Source organism: Halomonas mongoliensis (assembly GCF_052496345.1).
This window is the reverse complement of record NZ_CP199288.1, coordinates 3,357,231-3,373,338: the sequence shown is the minus strand read 5'-3', so window position 1 is coordinate 3,373,338 and position 16,108 is coordinate 3,357,231. Positions and strand designations below refer to the sequence as shown.

The window sequence follows — 16,108 nt, the reverse complement described above, 5'->3', positions numbered from 1 at the left end:
TGGATCACTGCACTGCAACATGCTGTATGCTAGTTCTCTGGAAGCACCCGCCCACCAGCGCCGGAGGTAGAGGATGACCGACCCAAAACGCAGCGAGACCACCGCCTGGCACGCCCTGGCCGCCGACGAGGTTCTCGAGCGCCTCGACAGCTCGACCGACGGGCTTGCCGCCAGCGACGCCGAGCGGCGCCTCAAGGAGTATGGCCCCAACGAGCTCAAGCAGGCGGAGGCACGGCCCTGGTGGAAGCGGCTGCTGGAGCAGTTCAACAATATCCTGATGCTGGTGCTGATCGTGGCGGCCATCGCCAGCCTCGCCCTGGGCCACACCCTGGATGCCGGGGCGATCTTCGGGGTGGTGCTGATCATCGCCCTGATCGGCTTCATCCAGGAGGGCAAGGCGGAGCAGGCCCTGGAGAGCATCCGCCAGATGCTCTCCCCCCAGGCCAATGTGCTGCGTGACGGCAAGCGCCAGACCATTCCCGCCGAGGAACTGGTGCCCGGTGATATCGTGCTGGTGGAGAGCGGCGACCGGGTGCCGGCGGACCTGCGCCTGCTGGAGGCGCGGCGCTTTCGCACCGAGGAGGCGTCGCTGACCGGCGAGTCCACCCCGGTGGACAAGAACGGCGAGGCGGTGGCGGAGGACGCCGACCTGGGCGACCGCACCAGCATGGCCTACGCCAGCACCATCGTGGTCCAGGGCAACGCCCGCGGCCTGGTGGTGGAGACCGCCGCCAACACCGAGATCGGCCGCATCTCCGAGATGCTGCGCGGCGTCGAGCAGCTCAAGACGCCGCTGCTGCGCCAGATCGATCGTGCCGGCCAGGTGCTGGCCTTCTTCATCCTCGCCGCGGCGGTGCTCACCGGCGCCTTCGGGGTGCTGGTCCACGGCCAGCCCCTGGGGGACATGTTCATGGCGGCCGTGGGCCTAGCCGTGGCCGCCATCCCCGAGGGGATGCCCGCCATCGTCACCATCGGCCTGGCACTCGGCGTGCAGACCATGGCGAAGAAGAACGCCATCATCCGTCGCCTGCCGGCGGTGGAGACCCTGGGCTCCATCTCCACCATCTTCTCGGACAAGACCGGCACCCTGACCCGCAACGAGATGACCGCCCAGGCGATCTGGCTCCCCCAGGGCGAGGTGCGCATCGAGGGAATCGGCTTCGCCCCGGAGGGCAGCTTCCACCGCGTGCATGACGGCGAGGCCGAGGAGGCGGCGCTGGAGCTCGACGAGGATCATGCCCTGCGCCACTTCCTCAAGGTGGGGGTGCTCTGCAACGACGCCGAACTCGCCCAGGACGGGGACCGCTGGCGCATCCATGGCGACCCGACCGAGGGGGCCCTGGTGGTCGCCGCCGCCAAGGCGGGGCTGACCACCGATGAGCTGCGCGGCAAGCACGACCGCCATGACGCCATCCCCTTCGAGTCCGAGCGCAAGTACATGGCCACCCTGCATAAGCTGGACGGCGAACAGCTGCTGCTGGTCAAGGGCGCGCCGGACCGCCTGCTCGAGATGTGCCATCGGGTGCGCGACAACGGCGAGGATGTCGACCTCGACGTGGCGCTCTGGGAAGAGCGCATCCACGACCTCTCCTCCCGGGGCCTGCGGGTGCTGGCCCTGGCCGAGAAGCGGGTGCGCGACGTCCATGAGCTGACCGACGAACACGCCGAGGAGGAGCTGGTGCTGCTGGGCCTGGTGGGGCTGCTCGACCCGCCCCGGGACGAGGCCATCGAGGCGGTCAAGGAGTGCCTGGCCGCCGGCATCCGCCCGGTGATGATCACCGGCGACCACGCGGTGACGGCCCTGGCCATCTCCCGGCAGCTCGGCTTTGCCCACACCGAGCGTGCCATCACCGGCCGCGAGGTCGAGGCGATGTCCGATGCCGAGCTGGAGCAGGTGATCCTGGAGATCGACGTCTTCGCCCGCGCCGCACCGGAGCACAAGCTGCGCCTGGTCAAGGCGATGCAGGCCCAGGGCGGCATCTGCGCCATGACCGGCGACGGCGTCAACGACGGCCCGGCGCTGAAGCGCGCCGATGTGGGCGTCGCCATGGGCATCCAGGGCACCGAGGCCGCCAAGGAGGCCGCCGAGATGGTGCTGGCCGATGACAACTTCGCCACCATCGTCGGCGCCATCCGCGAGGGCCGCAAGGTCTACGACAATATCCGCAAGACCATCACCTTCATCCTGCCCACCAACGGCGGCCAGGGCCTGGCCATCATGCTCGCCGTGCTGGCCGGCTCCACCCTGCCGGTGACCCCGCTCCAGGCGCTCTGGGTCAACATGGTGGTGGCGGTGACCCTGGGCCTGGCGCTGGCCTTCGAGCACGCCGAGAAGGACATCATGACCCGCAAGCCCCGGGACCCCGACGCCTCCCTGCTCGATCTCTTCCTGCTGTGGCGGGTGGTGTTCGTCTCGCTGCTGCTGCTGACCGGCGTCTTCGGCATGTTCCTCTGGATCCAGGGCCAGGGGGGCAGCATCGAGCTGGCCCGCACCGGTGCGGTCAACATGCTGGTCATGGGCAGCGCCGCCTATCTGATCAACAGCCGCTTCCTGCTGCGCAGCACCCTCTCCCTCGAGGGGATCTTCGGCAGCCGACCGGTGTGGGGCTCCATCGGTACCATCGTAGCCCTGCAGCTGGCCTGGACCTACCTGCCCTTCATGCAGCTGATCTTCGCCAGTGAAGGGCTCGGCCTCGGCCACTGGGGCGTGATCCTGGCCGGCAGCCTGGCGCTCTACCTGATCGTGGAGCTGGAGAAGCAGGTGCTGCGCGCCCGGGGCGTCAGCGGCCAGCCCACCGCCAACCACAGCCAGGGCGGCCACACCGGGCTGGAGTCACCGTGACGCCTGGCCGCCTGGCCCGGCGCCTCCTCCTGCTGGCCCTGCTGTGGTGGGCGCTCAGCGGCGGCGGGAGCGCCTGGGCCTGGGGGGTGCCCGTCATCCTGGTTGCCGCCCTGGTGATGCCCCGGAGCGGCGTCGCCCGGCTGCGGCCCCTGGCGCTGCTGGCCTTCCTGCCCATGGCACTCTGGCTCGCCCTGCGTGGGGGCCTGCAGGTGGCCATGCTGGCCTGCCGTCCGGGGCCCAGCCCCCACAGCCGAGTCATTGACCACCCCTGGCACTGCCTGCCCGAGGGGCCGGGGCGGCTGCTGATGGCCAGCCTGGTCAACCTCATTCCCGGCACCCTGACGCTGCGCCTGACCCCCGCTGGACTCCAGGTACACGTGCTCCAGATGCGTGCCGATACCCGCCTCGGGCTCGCACGCCTGGAGACCCGGGTCGCCCACCTCTATGCCGTTTCGGCCGCCGGCAACGCCTCTGACGAGGCCGGGGAGGCCCGCTGATGTTCCATGCGGTCATCGCCGCCCTGCTGCTGCTCAACCTCGGCGTGGCCCTGTGGCGGCTGCGTCGCGGCCCCACCAGCGCCGACCGCATGCTCGCCGCCGAACTGGTCAGCGCCTCGGCCATCGCCGTGCTGCTGCTGCTCGCCGCGGGCCTCGCCCAGCCCGCCCTGGTAGATGTGGCGTTGATATTCGCCCTGCTGGCCGCCGTCGCCACCGCCAACTTCGTCACCCGCTCCTGGACCCTGCTCCATGAGGAGAGCGGCAGCCGCGAGGAGGCGGGGCGTGACTGAGTGGCTCCACCTGGTCGGCTATGCCCTGATCGCTTGCGGTGCGGGCTTCTTCGTGGCCGGCAATCTCGGCCTGATCCGCTTTCCCGACCTCTACGCCCGGCTGCACGCCCTGACCAAGGCCGACAACCTCGGTCTGGGGCTGATCTGCCTGGGACTCGCCTGCCAGGCGGCGAGCCTGGCCGCGGCTGTCAAGATACTCCTGGTGTGGGCCCTGATGCTGGTGGCCTCCAGCGTAGGCGCCACCCTGATCGCCTCCACTGCCCTGGCCTGCGGCATCCGCCCCCGAGAGGGTGCCCAGGCGCCGGGGCAGGAGAGCGGAGGCGAGGAGCCTCGCACTTGAGCGACCTGGCGCTGGGTTTCGACCTGCTGCTGGGGGCCGGCCTGCTCTGGCTGGCCTGGCAGGCCCTCTTCGATACCCACCGCTTCTCTGCCGTGGTGCACTTCATGGTGTTCGGCCTGGTGATGGCACTGGCCTGGGTGCGTCTGGACGCCCTGGATATCGCCCTGGCCGAGGCGGCCATCGGCGCCGGCGTCACCGGCGCCCTGCTGCTGGCCGCCCTGGGGCGGCTGCCGGCCCACACAGGCCACGCCCCTGGCTGGCGTCGTGCCCAGCGTCCTCTGGTCTGGGCCGCCCTGGCGACGGGCCTTCTGGCCACGCTGGCCCTGGCCTGGGTCGCCTGGCAGCTGCCGCGCCCGGGGCTCGCCGCACCGGTGGCCAAGGCGCTGCCCGAAACCGGCGTGGCCCATGCCGTCACCGCCGTGCTGCTCAACCTGCGCGCCTGGGATACCCTGCTCGAGATCACCGTGATGCTGGCTGCCGTCTGCCTGGTCTGGTCCCTGGGACCGGCGCTGAGGCCCTATGCACCGGCCACGGCGCTCCCGGGCCTCCCGGCCCTGACCCGATTGCTGCATCCGCTCTTCCTGCTGGTGCCCGCCTACCTGCTGTGGCGCGGCAGCCACGCCCCGGGCGGGGCCTTTCCCGCCGGGGCGGTGCTGGGCGCCGGCGGCGTGCTCCTGGTACTGGCCGGGGCCGTGCCCTGGATGCAGGAGCCTCGCCACCGTCCGCTGCTGCGCCTGCTGCTGGTGGCGGGGGTGCTGCTGTTCCTTGTCGTGGGGCTGGTCGGACTGCTGCTGGCCGGCACCTTCCTGGCCCTGCCTGGGGCACTGGCGGGGCACCTGATCCTCGCCGTGGAGGTGGCCGCGGCGCTCTCCATCGCCCTGATGCTGATGGCCTTCTACCTCTACGGGGAGCCCGGCCGATGAGCGAACTCTACCTGCTGCTGGCGGCGGCGCTGGCCGGCATGGCGCTGGTCGGCCTCTTTCGCGCCGCCGACCTGCTGCGCCGGGTGCTGGCCCTCAATGTGCTGGCCAGCGCCGTCTTCCTGCTGCTGGTCACCCTGGCCCGCACCGCCGAAGGGGTCGACCCCCTGCCCCATGCCATGGTGCTCACCGGCATCGTGGTGGCGGTCAGCACCACCGCCGCCGTGCTCGCCCTGACCGTGCAGGCCCATGAGCGCCGTCGCCGAAAGGAGGAAACGTGACCCCGGCGGACCTCCTGCTGCCCCTGCTGGTGGTACTGCCGCTGGCACTCGCAATGAGCGCCTTTCTCGGCGCGCTACCGGTGCGATCTCAGGTGGCCATCGCCCTGGGCGGGCTGACCCTGACCGGCGCAGGGCTGGCCGCCACCCTCGAAACCCTCGATAGCGAGCTCTGGCTGGGCGGCTGGGCCCCGCCGCTGGGCATCGCCTGGGGGTTCGACGCCCCCGCCGCGGCCCTGATCGCCATGGTCGGCCTGCTGATGGCACTGGCCAGCCTGACGCTGGCCGCCGAGTCGAGCCATCGGGAGGATCGCTACCTCTGGACCCTCTGGTGGCTGCTCTGGGCAGCCCTCAACGCCCTGCTGCTCTCCCGGGACCTCTTCAACCTCTACGTCACGCTGGAGCTGCTGGCGCTCGCCGCCGTGGGGCTGGTCAGCCGCTCCCGGGACGACCCCTTCCACGTGGCCGCCCTGCGCTACCTGATGGCCTCGCTGCTGGCATCGCTGCTCTACCTGCTCGGCGTGGCGCTGCTCTACGGCCAGACCGGCCGACTCGATCTGGCGCTGCTGGCCGAGGTGCTGGAGGATGGTCCCGCCTCACGCCTGGGGGCGCTGGCGATCACCCTGGGGCTGATGATCAAGGCGGCCATGGTGCCCCTGCACGGCTGGCTGCCGGCGGCCCACTCCCGGGCCCTGGCTCCGGTCAGCGCCCTGCTCTCCGGCGCCGTGGTGGCCGCCGCCCTGATGGTGCTGTGGCGTCTCTGGCTGGGGCCCTTCGACGCGCTTGGCAGCCTGATGCGCGAGACCCTGGCCGGGCTTGGCGCCGTGGCCCTGGTGTGGGGTGGCGTCCAGGCCATGCTGCAGAGCCGCCTGAAGCTGGTGATCGCCTGGTCGACCCTCGCCCAGAGCGGCTACGCCCTGATGCTACCGGCCCTCGCCGGCAGCGACGCCTGGCAGGGCATCGGTGCCTGGGGCGCGCTCTGGCTGCTGGTGGCCCACGGCCTGGCCAAGGGCGGGCTCTTCCTGGCAGCCGGGGCAATTGCCCAGCGCCAGGGCCATGACCGCCTGGCGGGGCTCACCGGCAGCGCGCACCGCCAGCCGCTGGCCTGGGGGGTGATCGCCATCGGCGGGCTCTCCCTGGTGGGCATTCCACCCAGCGGTGGCTTCGTCGGCAAGTGGTGGCTGCTGCGTGCCGCCCTGGAGGCGGAGCTCTGGCTGCTGGCCGGGGTGATGCTCACCGGCACTCTGCTCACCGCCGCCTGGCTATGGCGCATCGCCTCCCTCGCCCTGGCGCCGGCCGAGCGGTCGACGGCACGCCTCGAAGAGGAGCGCCATGCCCCCGGGGTCCTGCCGGCCCTGGCCCTGACGGCGCTCGCCTGGCTGGCGGGCCTGGCCGCCCTGCTGGGCGCCGCCGGCCTCGCCCTGGCACCGCCGAGCCTCGACGCCACCCGACTGCCCTGGCTGCTGCCGGCGCTGCTGCTCTGGCCCCTGGTGCTGTTCGCCTCCCGTTCGGCAACGCCGGCCGGCCGGGCCTCCGGCTCACCTCCGGGCCTGACGGCGCTGCTCGCGCTGACTGCCGCGGCTCATCTGGTCACCCTCACCGCCGGTGACCTCTTTACCTTCTACCTGGGGACGGCCTGGCTGGGGCTCGCCGGCTGGGGGCTGATCTGGCTGGGCGGCAGCCCGGGGGCTCGGCGCGCCGCCGCCGGGTACCTGGCGATGATGCTGGTCGCCGAGGTGAGCCTGCTGCTGGGCCTGACCCTGGCCTGGCAGGCCTCGCCGTCGCTGGCCTTTGCCGACCTGGACGAGGCGGGGCTGCCGGGGCCGGCGCTGGCGGCGCTGGGGTTTGGGCTTGCCATCAAGACGGGGGCCATCGGCGTCCACGCCTGGCTGCCCCTGGCCCACCCCGTCGCCCCACCGCTGGCCAGCGCCGTGCTCTCGGGGCTGATGATCAAGGTGGGGCTGCTGGGCGGGGTGCTGCTGCTGGGCGACGGCGCCACGGCCGCCGGCGACGCCCTGATCGCGGCGGGCCTGGCCGGCGCCCTCTATGGCGCCGCCCGCGGCCTGGCTCAGGCCGGCCCCAAGCCGCTGCTGGCGTGGTCCAGCGTCAGTCAGATGGGCCTCGCCACGGCGCTGCTGGGCCTGCACCTGCTGGGCAGCCCCGCCGCCCTGCCGGCCCTGCTGGGGCTGGTGGCCGCCCACGCCCTGGCCAAGGCGGCGCTCTTTATCGGCGCAGGGCTGCTTATGGGCTCAGGGCTGTTCGCCCGCAGCGCAAGCGGGCGCACCCTGCTGCTGGGCGCTCTGGCGCTGCCCGCCCTGACCCTGGCGGGGCTGCCGCCCTCAAGCGGCCTGGCGGTGAAAGCGGGCATGGAGACGGCGCTGAACGAGGCGTCGCTGGCCGCCTGGCCGGTGGCCCTGAGCGGGATGCTGACGAGCCTGGTGATGCTCAGGCTGGGCTGGCTGCTATGGCGACTCGAGCCTCCAGCGCAAGACAGCGCGACGCCGACCTGGCTGGCAGCATCGCTCGGGGCACTGGGCGCTCTGGCAGCTCTGCTGCCCTGGGTCTGGGCCGGCGTTCCCCCGGCCTATCTGGCCGCGCCGGGTGCCTGGCTCAAGGCGCTGCTGCCGGCGCTGGTCGCCCTGGCGCTGGGGCTCGCTCTGCTGCGTGCCGCGCCGCTTCATCGTCGCCTGGCCAGATATCGGCGGCGCGCGCAGGCGATCAGCCGGGGGCGGCGTCTCAAGGCCCGGCGGGCAGCGCGCCGCTGGCGCTGGGGACTGCGCCGCGCCGACGCCTGGCTGATGCCCTGGCCCGCCTTCGGCGTCTGCCTGGGACTCACCGCCCTGCTGCTGGGGCTGACCGGGCTGGCGTGAGGCCAAGGGGCGGCGCCCACTTCCGTGACGGCGGCACGCGACAGCAGCCTGGGGCTGGCCCATCCAGAATCCGCAGGGTACCCACACCGACCAAGGTGTGCGGGGGAATGCGGTGTGAGCCGAAGGCTCACTGGGGAGCCGTTTGCAAATCCCTCTGCCACTGCTAGTGTGTGGATATATACAGTCATGGGGCGGTCTTGATGAAGCGCCAGCTCGGTTTGAAGTATCGCCTTGACCCGACGCCCCAACAGGCGGCGCGGCTGCGCGTACTGGCCGGTCATGCACGCTTCGTCTGGAATCACGCCTTGGCCGAATGCCTCGCCGCCCGGGAGCAGGGCGAACGGGTGCCGCGCTATGGCACCATGGCCGGCTGGATCACCGCCTGGAAACGCCAGGAGGCCACGGCATTTCTCACCGAGGCCTACACCGACAACCTCCAGCAGAAGCTCCGCGACCTCGACACGGCCTGGCAGCGGCATTTCACGCCGAGCTTGGCCGCCGACGCGCCCCGTTTCAAGAAGAAAGGCAAGTCGCGGGACGCCATCCGCTTCGTCAATTTCCCCAAATACTGCCGGCTCGATCATCGCCGCGTGAAGCTGCCTGCCGGCCTGGACTGGGTGCGTTTTCGCCAGTCGCGTCCGGTAGAAGGCAAGATCACCAGCTGTACCGTGGGCCTCGATGGCGGCCACTGGCACATCAGCTTCCAGGTCGAGATCGCGGTGGAGGCACCGCCCAGGCACCCGGCCACCGCCGCGGTGGGCCTGGACATGGGGGTGGCACACTTCGCCGTGGATTCCCACGGCACGCCCCATGCCGGGCGCAACAGCTTCCGGCAACTGGAACAGCGTATCGCCACGGCGCAGCGCCGACTCAAGCACAAGACCCGGTTCTCCCAGAACTGGAAGAAGCAGAAAGCGCGCATCGCCCGGCTGCACCAGAAAGCCGCCAACGTCCGTCGCGACACCCTTCACAAGCTCTCGACCACCATGTGCAACAACCACGCCATGGTGGCCATCGAGGATCTGCGGGTGTCCCACATGACGGCCTCGGCCAAGGGTTCCCTGGCGGCACCGGGCAAGCGGGTGAAACAGAAGGCGGGGTTGAACAAGGCCATTCTCGACCAGGGCTGGTTCGAGTTCCGGCGCCAGCTCACCTACAAGCAGGCGTGGCGAGGCGGCCTGCTGGTCGCCGTGCCGCCTCATCACACCAGCCAGACGTGCCCCGAGTGCGGGCATGTTGAGGCGGCCAACCGCCTGAGCCGAGCGTCCTTTTGCTGCCAGGCCTGTGGGCATGCCGACCACGCCGATGTCGTCGGCGCCCGGAACATCCTGGCGAAAGCGCATGAGCAGCTGTCAGGGCAGGACCTGCCCGTCGCGCCTGTGAAGTGAACGGTGCGGTAAGGCCGTCAGCAGCAGGAACCGGCCACCCGAGCGATCGGGTTGGTACCCGACAGGGAATCCTCTTCCTAAATCGCGTCAGCGTGAAGGGAGGGGAGGAGGTCAAGCTAGGAGTCGAGCAAGGGAGGGATGCCATGCCGCTGCTGACACTGCTGTTACTGGCCCTGGTGGGGCTGCCGATCGCCGTGGCGATCCTGGCCCTGGTGCGCACGGCGCGTCTGCAGCGCCGGGTGGAGGCACTGGAGGCGACGCTGCTGCGGCGCACGGCGCGGGACGCGAGCCTGACGCCGGAGAGCGCCCGCGACCCTGCCCCTGACACGCCCGCTACGCCCGCTGCCCCCTCTGCCGCGGAGCCCACCACGCCTCGCCGGAACGGCTGGCGCGAGCCCGACCTCGCCGAACCGGCCGCCGCGTCCCGCCAGACGAGCCGCCTCGGTGCGCTGATCACCGACCGGGCGGCAAGGCTCAAGGCCACGGCCTGGGGCTGGCTCACCGAGGGCAATGTTCCGGTCAAGGTGGGGACCCTGGTGCTCTTCGCCGGCCTGGCGGCGCTGATCCGCCACGCCACCGAGGAGGGTTGGCTGAGCCTGCCGCCGGCGCTGCGCCTGGCCGGCATCGCCTTCCTGGCCCTCGGGGCACTGGGCCTCGGCTGGCGCCAGCGCCAGGCGCGCCGCGTCTTTGCCCTGAGCCTTCAGGGCGGCGCCGTGGGTATCCTGCTGATGGTGATCTTCGCCGCCGCCCAGCGCTTCGGCCTGGTGCCGCTGCCCCTGGCCTTCGCCCTGAGCGTGACCCTGGTGGCCGGGCTCTGTCTGCTGGCGGTGCTGCAGAACGCCCTGGCCCTGGCGGTGCTGGGCACTCTGGCGGGCTTCCTGGCACCGCTGTGGCTGGCCTCCGGGCGCGGCGACCCGGCGGTGCTGTTCGGCTACTACGCCCTGCTCAACCTGGCGATCTTCGCCATCGCCTGGTACCGCCCCTGGCGCCTGCTGAACCTGCTGGGGTTCCTGGCCACCTTCGTGATCGCCACCGCCTGGGGCGTGCTCGCCTACAGGCCCCAGGACTACGCCATCGCACAGCCCTTCCTGGCCCTCTTCTTCCTGATCTACCTGGTCATCCCGATCCTCTACGCCCGCCGCCGCCCCCCAGGCCGCACCGGGCTGACGGATGGCCGGATGATCGACGGCAGCCTGGTCTTCGGCACCCCCCTGGTGGCCTTCGGCCTCCAGGCGGCCCTGCTGGAGGGTGCCCGCCTGCCGCTGGCCTTCTGCGCCCTGGGCCTGGGGCTGCTCTACACCCTGCTCGCCGCGCTGCTGCGGCGGCGCCCGAGCCTTCGTCCGCTCGGGGAGGCCCACGCCGTGCTGGCGGTGGGGCTGGCCACCCTGGCGGTTCCCCTGGCGCTCTCGGCCCGGGTCAGCGCCAGCATCTTCGCCGTCGAAGGGGCCGCCCTGATCTGGCTGGGCCTGCGCCAGCGCCGCCTGCTGCCGCAGCTGACCGGCGCGGGGCTGCAGCTGCTGGCGGGCGTCGTCCTGATCCTGAGCCTGCCCTTCCAGCGCCCGGAGACGCTGGCATTGGCCAACCCCACCTTCATGGCGGGGGCCCTCATCGCGGCCTCCGGCCTCGCCTCGGCCTGGTGCCTCCGGCACCGGGGCCGCTCCCGCTGGGCGCTGGGGGCCTACCTGTGGGGACTGGCCTGGTGGCTGGGGATCGCCCTCCAGGAGATCGGCCGCCTTGCCCCTTCCCACCTCGCCGACGACTGGCGTCTGGCGCTGCTCGCCCTGACCGGTGCGCTGATCGCCGAATTCCACCGTCGTCACCCTGCACCGGCCCTGGCCTGGAGCCTGGCCGCCGGCCTGCTCGCCACCCTCCCCCTGCTGGCGGCTCCCCTGGTGGCGCCGCACTCAAGCCCCGTTACCCTGAGTCAGCTCGCGCCCTGGGGCTGGGCCCTGGTGGTGATCCTCGGGGACCGACAGCTGCGGGTGCTGCGGCTGACCGCCGTCGGCGCGCCACACCATCGGGAGCCCGGTGCCTGGGCCCAGGGGGCCTGGCTCTGGGCCCTGGCACTCTTTCTCACCGGGGCGCTGCTGGCCGCCCTGCCGCCTCCCCTCGGTGAGGGCTGGCGACTGGCGGCGGCGCTGCTGCCCTGGCTCGGCCTGCTCGCCCTGCTGCTGCTGCGCCCGCCCCTGCTCCTGGCGGCCATGCTGCCGCCAGCCGAGGCGTGGCGGCCGGCACTGGCGGCCAGTCTCGCCCTGGCCCTGGCGGCACTCTGGCTCCTGCTCCTCGGCAGGCCCGGCCGCCCCGCCCCTCTGGCCTGGTGGCCGCTGCTCAATCCGCTGTTCCTGGCCCAGGGGGCCAGCCTGCTGGTGCTCTGGCGGCTGCAGCGGGACCCGATCTGTCCCGCCCGGCTGCAGGAGCGGGGCGTCCTGGCCCTGGCACTGGCCGCCTTTGCCCTGCTCTCCCTGGAGGTGCTGCGCGGCGCCCACCTGCTCGACCTCGGCCCCTGGTCGCCGTCCCTGCTGGAGCACCAGGCGGTGCAGACCGCCCTGACGCTGCTGTGGAGCGTCCTCGGCGTCAGCGGCTGGATCCTGGGGTCTCGGCGCCGACTGCGCGAGGTGTGGCTGGTCTCGGCGCTGCTGATGGCCGTCGTGCTGGCCAAGCTGGTGCTGGTGGACCGCACCCATCTCGGCAACCTGCTCGGCATCGCCTCCTTTATCGGCTATGGCCTGCTCTGCATCGCGGTGGGCTATATAGCCCCGGCCCCCCCGCGCCAGGCACGGGAGCCGGCGCCCCGGGAGGAGACCCCATGACATCACCCCCTTCGATTTTCCGACTCTGGCTGGCAGCGCTGCTCTGCTGGGCGCCCCTGGCGCTGGCCGACGACCTGGCCACCTCCTGGCAGCAGGCCTGGCCGATCATCGTCGATGCCGAAGCGCCGGCCTATCGACTGACCCTCCCGTCGGAGGTCTATGCCACCCTGCACACCCCCGCCCTGGCGGATCTCCAGGTGTTCGACAGCCGAGGTCGAGCGGTGCCCACCCTGCTGCGCCCGAGCGGGCCGGCGGAGACCGCGGAGGAGCAGCGCCAGGCCGTCCCCTGGTTCCCGCTGCCCCTGCCTGCGAGCAGCGAGGCGCGCTGGGAGCTGGTCACCGAGACCGACCCCTCGGGGCGGCTGCGCCGGGTGGAGAGCCGAGGCGTTCAACCCGGGAGTGAGCGCGGCGACGGCGCCGCCCTGGTCGACCTTAGCGGGATGGCAACGCCGATCACGGCCCTGGAGCTTGAGTGGGAGGCCAGTGAACGCCCCGTGAACAGCCGCTATCGCGTCGAGGCGAGCGATGATCTCGAGGGGTGGCGACGGCTTCCCGCCCGGGGGCGGCTGCTGGATATCGCCCATGAGGGCGAGCAGCTGGTACGCCGACGGCTGGAGCTGGGCGCGGTATCGGCACGCTACCTGAGGCTGCGACCGGACGACGACTTCCCACCGGTTGCGCTGAGCGGTGTGGCCGCGGTGACCCGCCCACCGCTGGCGCTGCCAGACCCCGAGTGGCGGATCCTGGCCGGCACCCTCCAGGGCGAGCAGACATTTCACTACCGCCTGACGCAGCGGCTGCCGGTAACGCTGGCGGACGTGGAGAGCGAGGCGGCCTATGCCAGCCAATGGCGACTCTACAGCCGCGAGCATGATGACGATGCCTGGCGGCTGCGGGCCGCCCCCTGGACGGGCTACCGGCTGGCCGGCGACGGCGAGGCGCTGCGTTCGGCGCCGCAGTCCCTTCGCACCCCCGGTCGGGACCGCCAGTGGCGCCTGGTAAGCACGTCATGGAGCGCCGAGGCCCCGCCGGGGCTGCGCCTAGGCTACCACCCGGAGCAGCTGCTCTTCCTGGCCGAGGGGGAGCCGCCCTGGCAACTCGCCGCCGGCAGCGCCCGGGAGAGCCGCCGACCCGCGCCGGTGGAGGCGGTACTGGCCTCCCTGGTGGAGCGTCACGGAGCGGGGTGGCAGCCGGCCGCCGCCCGCCTGGGGGAGGCGCAGCCCCTGGCCGGAGAGGCGGCGCTTCGCCCGCCCCGGGACTGGACCCAGTGGCTGCTGTGGGGCGTGCTGATCCTCGGGGCAGGGCTGGTCGGCGGCCTGGCCCTTCGCCTGCTGCGAAGCTAGCTCCGGTCGCGCCGCTGGGGGCAGGCGGCGCCTCTGGTGCCGCGGAATCCTCGGCCCCGGGTATGCCAGGATCAGCTACGCCGCTTGGTGCGGGCGGTGGCCTCGGCGGTGGTAGGGTCTTCCGGCCAGGGGTGCTTGGGGTAGCGGCCGCGCATCTCCTTGCGGACCTCCGGATAGCCGCCCGCCCAGAAGCTCGCAAGATCCGCGGTGACCTGCAGCGGGCGGCGCGCCGGCGAGAGCAGGTGCAGCAGCACCGGTTCGCGGCCGTCGGCGACCCGGGGCGAGGCCTCCCAGCCGAAGCACTCCTGCAGCTTCACCGCCAGCACCGGCGGCTTGCCCTCGAGACAGGGCGCATAGTCCACCCGGTGGCTGGCACCGCTGGGCACCGGGAGCCGCTCCGGGGCCAGCTCATCCAGGCGGGCGCGAAGCGGCCAGTCGAGGGTGTCGAGCAGCAGGCGCGCCAGGGGCAGGCGCTCCACGGCGTCGAGCCGGGTGATGCCATCGAGGTGCGGAGCGAGCCACGCCTCGAGGCTCGCGAGCAGTGCCTCGTCGGACCAGTCGGGCCAGGCTGCCTGCTCATCAGAGTCGAAGGTGCGGCGCAGCAGCGCCACCCTCCCCTGTAACTGAGTCAGGACGTCATCCCGGGGGAGCCCCCGGCGGCGCAGCGCCTCGATCAGCGCCGTCCTGACCGCCTCGGCCGGCGGCTTGGCCAGGGGCCTTCGCTCCAGCACCACCGCGCCCAGGCCACGCACCTGCTCGCCGAGCAAGCGACCATCGGCGTCGGACCACACAAGGCTCGCCCGCCACTCGCCGCACTCGGGATAGAGCACTTCCATCCGCTTTTGAGAGAGCCCCACGGCGCGAAAGATCCGCGCCCCGCTCGCCTCGCCGTCCAGCTCCACCGCCACCAGCAGCGCGGCGTGGGCCAGGGGGTGGTGGTCGGGCAGGGTCGCCAGGCCCCCGCTAGCCAGGCGAAAGCGGCCCGGGGCATCCAGGCGCTGGGCGATGCGCTCCGGATAGGCCAGCGCCAGCAGCTCACCGAGCGGGGCCAGACCTGCCACCTTGAGGCTCACCCGGGCGATACGGGCCAGCCGCTCGGCGTCCCGCTGCCACTGGCGGTGCTCCCTCGGCGCCTTGAGCCGTGCCTGCAGGGCCTGCTCGAGGTCACGCTCGTCGTCCAGGCCGCGCCCTTCAAGCAGCGCGACCAGGGCGCAGGCCAGCGGCAGCGCGTCGAGCGCTCGGGCGCGCTCCAGCATCGCCGCCAGGCGCGGATGGGTGGGCCAGCGGGCGGCCCGGCGACCCAGCTCGGAGAGGTGGTGCTCGGCATCCAGCAGTCCCAGGCGCCCGAGTAGCTCTCGGCCGGCGGAAAGTGCCGCGGCGGGGGGCGGTGTCACCCAGGCGAGGCTACCCGGGTCGGTCACGCCCCAGCGCGCCAGTTCGAAGGCGAGCGGGGCAAGGTCGGCCTGGCGCATCTCCGGCTCGCCGTGGGGAACGAGCGGCTGCTCCTCGGCCCAGAGCCGCAGGCAGAGGCCGGGGCCCTGGCGGCCGGCGCGGCCCCGGCGCTGGTCGGCACTGGCGCGATTGACGCGGCGCGTCTCCAGCCGGGTCAGGCCGCTTCGCGGCTGGAACACCGGCACCCGCTCCTGGCCTGCGTCCACCACCAGGCGCACGCCGTCCACGGTGACGCTGGACTCGGCGATGGCGGTGGCGAGCACTACGCGGCGTCGCCCCTCGGGGTCCGGGCGCAGGGCGCGGCGCTGCGCCTCGAGCGGCAGGCGGCCGTGCAGCTCCATGACGGCAAGCTCGGGCGACCGGCTCGATAGCTCCCGGGCCAGGCGACGGATCTCCGCCACCCCGGGGAGGATCACCAGGGCGTCGCCCTCCTGCTGCCCCATGGCGTCGAGCAGCGCCCGGGCCTGCTGGGGCGCGGTCTCCTCCCGGGCGTTGAGGGCGCGGTAGCGAGTCGCAACGGGAAAGGTGCGCCCCGGGCAGTCGATCACCGGGGTGCCCTCGCCCAGCACGCCGAGCAGGGCCTCGACGTCCAGGGTCGCCGACATCACCAGGAGGCGCAGATCGTCGCGCACCGACTGGGCGTCCAGGGCCAGCGCCAGGCCGAGGTCGGCCTCCAGGCTGCGCTCGTGGAACTCGTCGAAGAGGATGCCGGCTACCCCCTCCAGCAGCGGGTCCTCCTGGAGCATGCGGGTCAGCACGCCCTGCGTCACTACCTCGAGGCGGGTGTGCGGGCCGACCCGGCTCTCGCCGCGCATCCGGTAGCCCACCGTCTCGCCTACGCTTTCCCCCAGGCTTTCCGCCATAAAGCCGGCGGCAAGCCGCGCCGCCACCCGCCGCGGCTCCAGCAGCAACAGCCGGCCCTCGGCGGCCCAGGGGGCCTCGAGCAGGGCCAGGGGCACCCGGGTGGTCTTGCCGGCGCCGGGCTCGGCCACCAGCAGCGCGCGCGAGTGTGCCGCCAGGGCGGCCTGGATGGCGTCGAGCCTGGCCTCGATGGGCAGTGCCGCTGTCATCGAACTGT

11 protein-coding genes are annotated in these 16,108 nt (G+C 72.6%); 10 read left to right on the top strand and 1 reads right to left on the bottom strand.

All coding sequences use genetic code 11. The features are described from left to right. Nucleotides 1–73: 73 nt before the first annotated feature. From ACRYRV_RS15770 to ACRYRV_RS15725, 10 genes are all read left to right on the top strand, one after another. The gene (locus tag ACRYRV_RS15770) at nt 74–2,842 is read left to right on the top strand and encodes a cation-translocating P-type ATPase (protein WP_444984504.1); all 2,769 of its coding nucleotides are present in this window, start codon (nt 74–76) and stop codon (nt 2,840–2,842) included. Continuing rightward, entirely contained in the window at nt 2,839–3,339 is a 501-nt protein-coding gene (locus ACRYRV_RS15765; RefSeq protein ID WP_309636418.1) for a Na+/H+ antiporter subunit E, read from the top strand. The genes ACRYRV_RS15770 and ACRYRV_RS15765 overlap by 4 nt, the downstream gene beginning before the upstream one ends. Continuing rightward, nucleotides 3,339–3,629: a monovalent cation/H+ antiporter complex subunit F gene (locus ACRYRV_RS15760; RefSeq protein WP_309636419.1), complete on the top strand. Its 291-nt coding sequence runs from the start codon at nt 3,339–3,341 to the stop codon at nt 3,627–3,629. The genes ACRYRV_RS15765 and ACRYRV_RS15760 overlap by 1 nt, the downstream gene beginning before the upstream one ends. Next, nucleotides 3,622–3,969, top strand: coding sequence for a monovalent cation/H(+) antiporter subunit G (gene mnhG / locus ACRYRV_RS15755; RefSeq protein ID WP_309636420.1), 348 nt, complete (start codon nt 3,622–3,624; stop codon nt 3,967–3,969). The genes ACRYRV_RS15760 and mnhG overlap by 8 nt, the downstream gene beginning before the upstream one ends. Next, nucleotides 3,966–4,892, top strand: coding sequence for a hydrogenase subunit MbhD domain-containing protein (locus tag ACRYRV_RS15750; RefSeq protein WP_444984505.1), 927 nt, complete (start codon nt 3,966–3,968; stop codon nt 4,890–4,892). Before mnhG ends, ACRYRV_RS15750 begins: the two co-directional genes overlap by 4 nt. After that, nucleotides 4,889–5,170 carry an NADH-quinone oxidoreductase subunit K gene (locus tag ACRYRV_RS15745; RefSeq protein WP_299311814.1) on the top strand — a complete coding sequence of 94 codons (282 nt, stop codon included), beginning with the start codon at nt 4,889–4,891 and terminating at the stop codon, nt 5,168–5,170. Before ACRYRV_RS15750 ends, ACRYRV_RS15745 begins: the two co-directional genes overlap by 4 nt. Further along, nucleotides 5,167–8,037 carry a proton-conducting transporter transmembrane domain-containing protein gene (locus ACRYRV_RS15740; RefSeq protein ID WP_444984506.1) on the top strand — a complete coding sequence of 957 codons (2,871 nt, stop codon included), beginning with the start codon at nt 5,167–5,169 and terminating at the stop codon, nt 8,035–8,037. The genes ACRYRV_RS15745 and ACRYRV_RS15740 overlap by 4 nt, the downstream gene beginning before the upstream one ends. Nucleotides 8,038–8,237: 200 nt before the next feature. After that, on the top strand, nt 8,238–9,425 hold the full coding sequence (locus tag ACRYRV_RS15735; RefSeq protein ID WP_444984507.1) for an RNA-guided endonuclease InsQ/TnpB family protein: 1,188 nt from the start codon (nt 8,238–8,240) through the stop codon (nt 9,423–9,425). A 143-nt stretch (nt 9,426–9,568) separates the two neighbouring features. Beyond that, nucleotides 9,569–12,235, top strand: a complete 2,667-nt coding sequence (locus ACRYRV_RS15730; protein ID WP_444984508.1) for a DUF2339 domain-containing protein — start codon at nt 9,569–9,571, stop codon at nt 12,233–12,235. Then, nucleotides 12,232–13,578 carry a DUF3999 domain-containing protein gene (locus ACRYRV_RS15725; protein WP_444984509.1) on the top strand — a complete coding sequence of 449 codons (1,347 nt, stop codon included), beginning with the start codon at nt 12,232–12,234 and terminating at the stop codon, nt 13,576–13,578. The genes ACRYRV_RS15730 and ACRYRV_RS15725 overlap by 4 nt, the downstream gene beginning before the upstream one ends. Nucleotides 13,579–13,649: 71 nt before the next feature. Here ACRYRV_RS15725 and hrpB read toward each other — a convergent pair whose 3' ends face one another. Next, the gene (hrpB, locus tag ACRYRV_RS15720) at nt 13,650–16,100 is read right to left on the bottom strand and encodes an ATP-dependent helicase HrpB (protein WP_444984510.1); all 2,451 of its coding nucleotides are present in this window, start codon (nt 16,098–16,100) and stop codon (nt 13,650–13,652) included. Nucleotides 16,101–16,108 lie beyond the last annotated feature (8 nt).